Annotated in this window: 6 protein-coding genes and 1 pseudogene; 6 read left to right on the top strand and 1 reads right to left on the bottom strand. The window is 64.1% G+C overall.

Annotated features, from left to right (window positions below; all coding sequences use genetic code 11):
- The 6 genes and pseudogenes from AC07SZ_RS21880 to amaB form a co-directional block, all read left to right on the top strand.
- Positions 1 to 138: pseudogene (locus tag AC07SZ_RS21880) on the top strand (IS630 family transposase); the annotation flags it as partial.
- 73 nt (positions 139 to 211) lie between these two features.
- Positions 212 to 1,150 carry a glycosyltransferase family 2 protein gene (locus AC07SZ_RS21875; RefSeq protein ID WP_494915777.1) on the top strand — a complete coding sequence of 313 codons (939 nt, stop codon included), beginning with the start codon at positions 212 to 214 and terminating at the stop codon, positions 1,148 to 1,150.
- Positions 1,151 to 1,253: 103 nt separating this feature from the next.
- The gene (locus AC07SZ_RS21870) at positions 1,254 to 2,342 is read left to right on the top strand and encodes a DNA topoisomerase IB (RefSeq protein WP_494915776.1); all 1,089 of its coding nucleotides are present in this window, start codon (positions 1,254 to 1,256) and stop codon (positions 2,340 to 2,342) included.
- Between the two features lie 94 nt (positions 2,343 to 2,436).
- Complete coding sequence (locus AC07SZ_RS21865) at positions 2,437 to 2,811, top strand: YciI family protein (protein ID WP_056578181.1); 375 nt, start codon at positions 2,437 to 2,439, stop codon at positions 2,809 to 2,811.
- A complete protein-coding gene (locus AC07SZ_RS21860; protein ID WP_056578179.1) occupies positions 2,808 to 4,082 on the top strand; it encodes an RNA polymerase sigma factor in 1,275 nt (424 codons plus the stop codon). The genes AC07SZ_RS21865 and AC07SZ_RS21860 overlap by 4 nt, the downstream gene beginning before the upstream one ends.
- Positions 4,083 to 4,285: 203 nt before the next feature.
- Positions 4,286 to 5,800, top strand: a complete 1,515-nt coding sequence (amaB, locus tag AC07SZ_RS21855; RefSeq protein ID WP_494915775.1) for an L-piperidine-6-carboxylate dehydrogenase — start codon at positions 4,286 to 4,288, stop codon at positions 5,798 to 5,800.
- Between the two features lie 499 nt (positions 5,801 to 6,299).
- Here the strand turns inward: amaB and AC07SZ_RS21850 are convergent, their stop codons facing one another.
- Positions 6,300 to 7,166, bottom strand: coding sequence for a hypothetical protein (locus tag AC07SZ_RS21850; RefSeq protein WP_494915774.1), 867 nt, complete (start codon positions 7,164 to 7,166; stop codon positions 6,300 to 6,302).
- Positions 7,167 to 7,192 lie beyond the last annotated feature (26 nt).

Below are 7,192 nucleotides of genomic sequence, written 5' to 3'. Positions count from 1 at the left end.
AAACATTGGATGCGCCAAGCTCAGAAACGTACCGTCGAGGACACCTGGCGCCACATCGGCCACCTCGTCGAAACCATCGAGGCAGCCGAATGCAGGAACTACTTCGAAAACGCAGGCTACGCTTCCGTCAAAACGTGAAAGGCTCTAGTCTGTATTTGTTCCGAGGGACAACCATCGTACTGCCAAGGCGCGCGAGCGCGGGGTTTTGTCATTGAAAGCGGTCAGCGTCGTCATTCCTGCCCACAATGCAGGGGCCACAATCGCCACAACACTGGCGTCACTCGCCGGCGAAGCCGAGGTCATCGGCGAGGTCCTGCTGGTCGACGATGCATCGACGGACGGCACGACGGCGACGGCGCTGCGGGCCGCGGCGCAACTGTCCTTGCCGCTGCGTGTGCTGCCGTCCAATTGCCTCGACGCCGGCGGCGCCCGCAACGTGGCGCTGGCTGAGGCACTCCATCCTTGGGTTTACCTGATCGACGCCGACGATCTGCATCTTGATGGCGGATTGCGCGCACTGCTGCGGCAGGCCGAGAGCCAGCCGAAAGCCGACATGATCGTTGGCGCCTATCGGCGGCGGGTGAGCGGTGAGGATCGGCAGATCAAGGTGCCGAACGGCTACCAGGCCGCCTGCCTGGCGAACGCTTCCGCCTATGTGAAAGGCGACATACGGTCGGTCGCGGTGGGCAGCGTGCTGGCATCCCGGCGCCTCATCGGCGAGACGCGGTTTCCTGTGGGGCTTGCCTATGACGAGGACACCCTGTTCTGGGCACGGCTGATGAGCAAAGCCTCGTTGGCCATGATGCCGCAGCCGGTGATGGTCTATGAGGTTTCGCCCACCCGTTCGGACGATCGTTTTGCGATAAACCCGGCGCGGCGCTTCCTGGAGTGGCGCCGCGAACTGCGCACGCTCACGGATTGCAGCATCCCGGTCTCGGCGCTCAAGGCCAGGGAGGGACTGGTCGCCCTCAAGATCGCCCGCGTCCACTACGCCCGTGGCGACCTGGACACCGCCGCGCGTTTCCTGGCGGTGGCGGCGGTTGCGCCGAAGCGACGGTCGGAGGCATGGCGCTGCCTGCGCTACAAGCTCAAGCTCGCCGTGCGCCGCCGGCTGTCAGCTCAACAGATAGAACTACAAGGCGTTCTTTAGAGCAAGTCGGCCCCCGTTCGACGTCGCATTACCGACTTTTCGCACGGCTGTGGAACCAGCAGTCAGCCAATGGCTTATCTACCGACATCCGCGGGGAGCCGTCATGCTGCAGAAATCCGGATCATCCTACAGCCGATCGGCCGGCGGTGTAGCGAAGAATGGGGCGCAGCTTTCGGCAAGGGATGCCGCGCTGACCTATGTCAGCGATGCCGAGCCCGGTATCCGCCGGCTGAAGGCAGGCAAGCGGTTTTCCTACAAGGGGCCGGACGGGAAAGCAGTCTCGGATGCCACCAGGACCCGGATCGAGGCGATCGTCATTCCGCCGGCTTGGACGGATGTCTGGATCTCGCCCGACGCGCATGGGCATATCCAGGCGACGGGAAGGGACCAGCGGGGGCGCAAGCAGTATCGCTATCATCCACAATGGGCCGAGGAACGCGATGGTGCCAAATATTCAAGCCTCGTCGCCTTCGCCGAAAGCCTTCCGGATCTCCGGCGCACCATAGACCGCGATTTCCGCCGCCGCGGCCTGCCGTTTGAGCGTGTCGTCGCCGCGGTCGTCTGGCTGCTCGACAACACGATGATCCGCGTCGGCAATGCCGCCTATGCGCGTGACAACAAGAGCTTCGGCCTGACGACATTGCGCGACCGTCATGTCGACATCAAGGGATCGAGCCTGCGCTTTGCCTTCAAGGGCAAATCCGGCAAGGAATGGAGACTGAAGCTTGTCGACCGCCGCATCGCCAGGATCGTACGGGGTGCGCAGGATCTGCCGGGCCAGAAGCTGTTCCAGTATCTCGACGAGGACTGCAACCGGCGCCCGGTCCGCTCCGACGACGTCAACCGCTATATCCGCCAGGCGGTCGGCGATGCCTTCAGCTCGAAGCATTTCCGCACATGGGGCGGCACCATCCATGCCGCGTCGCTGTTTGCGCAGACGGAGCTGCCTGAGAGCCAGGCACAGAAAAAGCGAGCGATGAACAGTGTCATCGACAAGGTCGCCGAGCGGCTGGGCAACACCCGCGCGGTCTGCCGCAAATGCTATATCCACCCGCTGGTCTTCGAGGCCTGGCTGGAGGGGCGTCTGCTTGCCGAAATGGCGGAGGCCAACAAGCGCAAGCGGTCCATCGAGGGGCTCGATGAGGAGGAGGCGCTCGTGCTGAGATGGTTGAAACGCACGAACGGTGACTGACGGCAATCGTCAGCCGCCATCTCGGGATTTTTTTATCGACGTCGTGTCGGGATCGGCCCTACTGTTTCGTCCTTTGATACAGAAAGGACCAGCCATGCTTTACGCCATCCTCTGCTATGCCTCCGAAGACGTCGTCAGCTCGTGGAGCAAGGCGCAGGACGATGAAGTCATGGCCAACCTCCTCGGCGTCCAGGAGAAATACGCCAAGGCCGGCCGGCTTGGTCCCGTGGCGCGGCTTCTGCCGACGACGGCGGCGACCACGCTGCGGAAGGTCAAGGGCGAATCGATCGTCATCGACGGCCCGTTCGCCGAGACCAAGGAGCAGTTCCTCGGTTTCTATACGCTGGAATGCGCCGATCTCGACGAGGCCGTCGAGTTCGCCCGTGAGCTTTCCGAGGTCAATCCGAGCGGCGGATCCTATGAGATACGGCCGGTCTCGGTGTTCAATCCCACCGGGGTTGCCGTATGACCGAACTTGCCTGGATCAGCTCCGCGATCAGCGCCGCCCGCCCCCAGGCGATGGGTGCGCTGCTGCGCTATTTCCGCGATCTCGATACGGCGGAGGAAGCTTTCCAGGATGCCTGTCTCAGGGCGTTGAAGAACTGGCCGCAGAACGGACCGCCGCGCGATCCGGCGGCCTGGCTGATCTTTGTCGGCCGCAACAGCGGCATCGACGCGGTGCGCAAGCGCGCCAAGCAGGCGCCGATGCCGGAAGAAGACCAGATCTCCGACCTGGACGATGCCGAGAGCGATATCGCAGAGCGGCTGGACGGAGCGCATTACCGCGACGACATATTGCGGCTGCTCTTCATCTGCTGCCATCCGGACCTGCCGGCGACCCAGCAGATCGCGGTCGCGCTGCGTATCGTTTCCGGCCTGACCGTCAAGCAGATCGCGCGCGCCTTCCTGGTCGGCGAGAGCGCCATGGAGCAGCGCATCACCCGCGCCAAGGCGCGCATAGCCGACGCCGGTGTGCCGTTCGAGACGCCGGGCGCCGTCGAGCGATCCGAGCGGCTCGCGGCGGTGGCGGCCATGGTCTACCTGATCTTCAACGAGGGCTATTCCACCAACAGCGGCGAGGCGCCGGCCCGCGCGCCACTCTGCGAGGAGGCGATCCGGCTGGCCCGGCTGTTGCTGCGGCTGTTCCAGACCGAGCCGGAAATCATGGGGCTGGCGGCGCTGCTCCTGCTCCAGCATGCCCGCGCACCGGCCCGTTTCGACGAAGACGGCGAGATCGTGCTGCTCGAGGATCAGGATCGCAGCCTGTGGAGCCGCAAGATGATCGATGAAGGGCTGGCCCTTGTCGACAAGGCCTTGCGCCACCGCAAGCCCGGTCCTTACCAGGTGCAGGCGGCGATCGCCGCCCTGCATGCGCGGGCTGACAAGGCCGAGGACACCGACTGGGTGGAGATAGACCTGCTCTATGGCCTGCTCGAACAGATGCAGCCGTCGCCGGTCATCACGCTCAACCGCGCGGTGGCGGTCTCCAAGGTGCGCGGCCCGGAAGCCGCCCTTGCCATGATCGAGCCGCTGGAGCCGAGGCTTTCCGGCTATTTCCATTTCTTCGGCCTCAAGGGTGGGCTCCTGATGCAGCTCGATCGGGGCGAGGAAGCACGCGTCGCCTTCGACCGGGCCATCGCGCTTGCCAACACGGCGGCGGAGGCAGCCCATATCCGGATGCATATCGACCGCTTGATGAAAGACGGGGCCGTGCGCACGCCGGCAAAAAAGGCCAACTGAGCAGCATTCGCCCGCCTGGCTCAATCGTCTCTGGCTCAATCTTGTAATTTGGGCTTGGACCATGCCGGGGTGGCGATTTTCCCCTGAAACGAGTAAGGCCACGCCATGACTTTGCCTGAAGTGCCTTTCCGGCACACGGGCGGCATGGCGCGAGGCTTCGACCCGACGCCATATGGTGACGACGGGATCTGAAAGGGACAAAAATGACCATAGCCAAGGAAACGGCCGAGCTTCTGGCGAAACTGGGTGTTGCCAGGGAGGCGCTTGTCGGCGGCGACCTCATCGTGAAGAGCCCGGTGACGGGTGAAGAGGTCGCGGCGCTGAAGACGATCTCGCCGGCCGATGCGGCCAGGTCGATCGATGCCGCGCACAAGGCGTTCCAGTCCTGGCGGCTGGTGCCGGGTCCCAAGCGCGGCGAACTGGTGCGGCTGCTCGGCGAGGAATTGCGTATCCACAAGGCCGAGCTTGGCCGGCTGGTGTCGATCGAGGTCGGCAAGATTCCATCCGAAGGGCTCGGCGAAGTGCAGGAGATGATCGACATCTGCGATTTCGCCGTCGGTCTGTCGCGGCAATTGTACGGCCTCACGATCGCCACCGAGCGCCCCGGCCATCGCATGATGGAAACCTGGCATCCGCTCGGCGTCGTCGGCGTCATCTCCGCCTTCAACTTCCCGGTCGCGGTGTGGTCGTGGAACGCAGCCCTGGCACTGGTCTGCGGCGACGCGGTGGTGTGGAAGCCGTCGGAGAAGACGCCGCTGACCGCACTTGCCTGCGAGGCGATCTTCGCGCGCGCCGTCAAGCGTTTCGGCGCCGACGCGCCGCAGGGCCTGCTGCAGGTGCTGATCGGCGACCGTGCCGTCGGCGAAGTCCTGGTGGATCATCCCAAGGTGCCGCTGGTGTCGGCTACCGGCTCGACGCGCATGGGCAGGGAGGTCGGGCCGCGGCTGGCCAAGCGCTTTGCGCGCGCGGTGCTGGAACTCGGCGGCAACAATGCCGGCATCGTGGCGCCCAGCGCCGACCTCGACATGGCGCTGCGGGCGATTGCCTTCGGCGCCATGGGCACGGCCGGGCAGCGCTGCACGACGCTGCGGCGCCTGTTCGTGCATGAGAGTGTCTATGACGCGCTGCTGCCGCGGCTGAAGAAGGCCTATCAGAGCGTTTCGGTCGGCAATCCGCTGGAGACGTCCTCGCTGGTCGGGCCGCTGATCGACAAGGCTGCCTACGAGGCCATGCAGAAGGCGCTCACTGAAGCCACCGCCCATGGCGGCAAGGTGACCGGCGGCACGCGGGTGGAAAACGGTCATCCCGATGCCTATTACGTGCATCCCGCCCTTGTCGAAATGCCGAGGCAGGTCTCGCCGGTGACCGAAGAGACCTTCGCGCCGATCCTCTATGTGATGAAATATTCGGATTTCGACGCCGTGCTCGACGAGCACAATGCGGTGGGTGCGGGCCTGTCGTCGTCGATCTTCACGCGCGACCTGCAGGAATCGGAGCGCTTCCTCGGCGTTGACGGTTCGGACTGCGGTATCGCCAACGTCAACATCGGCACGTCGGGGGCCGAGATCGGCGGTGCCTTCGGCGGCGAAAAGGAAACCGGCGGCGGCCGCGAGAGCGGCTCCGATGCGTGGAAGGCCTATATGCGGCGCGCCACCAACACGGTGAATTATTCGAAGGCGCTGCCGCTGGCCCAGGGCGTCTCATTCGACATCGATTGAGACCGCCGGGGCTTTGCCCAAGGCTCGTGTCGATCAGGCTCGGCGAGCATCAATCGACACAGGTGGAGGGCGTACATGCCGCACTGACGCTGGACAGTTTCCGACGCTTGTCCAGCGTTGGCTTTTCGTGCCGTCTCTTCATGCAGGGTCCTCCCGGTATGTCTTGTCGTGCAAGCGTGTCTCGCTTGCAGGAGGCGCTTCGGCGATCAATTCACGCAGGTCGACGGCGTGCAGAGCGCCGTGACACCGGACAGTCGTTCGCGCCTGTCCAGGGTCGGCTTTTCTAGAGCAATTCCAGGAAAAGTGTGAAACGGTTTTCCGTCCGGAGTTGCGTTAAAACAATGAGTTAGAGCAGTTTGCCGTTTCCGTGAAACGGTGAAATGCTCTAGCGTCTTTTCATGTAGTTCCTCTCCAATCATGGCGCCGCGCATAACGGCTATTGGAGTGCCAGCAGGCATGACGGATTCGTGCATCCCCCGTGCGGGAGACGCCACACGCGTCAGCGGCCTGCCGTCGCGCCAAAGGTTTCGGTGAAGGCGGCATCCATAATCGCCAGCTTCACCGCCTGGGCGGCCATGTATTCCCCATAGAAATCGCGCGACACCCACATGACCGACTGGCCCCGTTGGCCGAGCCAGCCGACACTGCCGAGGTCTTCGGCGGCGCGAAGCTTGCGTGCAAGGTGAGTGCGCGACAGTTTCAGCCATTTGGCGAAATCGCCGATCGAGACGACGCCGGTGGGGATCCGATCGAGGCCGGCATGCTCGGGATCGACGCCCGATATCAGCCAGTCCATGACGACGCCGCCATTGTTGAGCCAGGTGAACAGGGAAAAGGTCTGCTTGGGCTCGCGCACCGGATTGGACGAGAGCAAGCCATCGGCAATCCGTGGCTGCAGCATGGCGAGCGCGTCCGGCCTGGCCAGGAACAGGGCCAGGCGGTTCGCACCGTCGAGACCGTCCAGCGTTTGCAGATGCGCCATCAGCCAGAGGGTAACCGGCTCCAGGGAGGCGGTGGCCGGCCGCAGGGGGCGGATGCGGCCATCCTGTGCCGTGGGCACATACTCGATGAAACCGTAGTGCAGCATTTCCTTGACGAAGGCGTCGGCGGTGTTGCGGCTGGCCACCGAATTCTGCCGGATCGCGTCGAGGAAACGCGCCGTCGTCAGTTCCTTGCGATAGTCGTCTGGCTCCCGCCTGAAATGCAAGGCAAGACCGATATGGGCCATGAGCCAGCGTTGCTGCGTGGCAAACACCGACGCGAGCCGCGGATTCATCTCATAGGTCTGGTTCATCGCCTGTGCCTGGACGCGGATACAGCGATGCAGTGCCGGATGATCGGCAATTTCTTCCAACGTCAGCGCCATTCCCCCCGCTGCGATAAGCCCCCTTG

It is taken from the genome of Mesorhizobium sp. GW821-FHT07A06 (genome assembly GCF_059419085.1).
Note: the sequence above shows the minus strand (reverse complement) of the source record. Positions and strands in the feature narration are given on the sequence as shown.

Coding starts and splice junctions, on each gene's coding strand:
- AC07SZ_RS21865 (WP_056578181.1), top strand. CDS start 2,437: ATGCTTTACGCCATCCTCTGCTATGCCTCCGAAGACGTCGTCAGCTCG.
- amaB (WP_494915775.1), top strand. CDS start 4,286: ATGACCATAGCCAAGGAAACGGCCGAGCTTCTGGCGAAACTGGGTGTT.
- AC07SZ_RS21860 (WP_056578179.1), top strand. CDS start 2,808: ATGACCGAACTTGCCTGGATCAGCTCCGCGATCAGCGCCGCCCGCCCC.
- AC07SZ_RS21870 (WP_494915776.1), top strand. CDS start 1,254: ATGCTGCAGAAATCCGGATCATCCTACAGCCGATCGGCCGGCGGTGTA.
- AC07SZ_RS21850 (WP_494915774.1), bottom strand. CDS start 7,166: ATGGCGCTGACGTTGGAAGAAATTGCCGATCATCCGGCACTGCATCGC.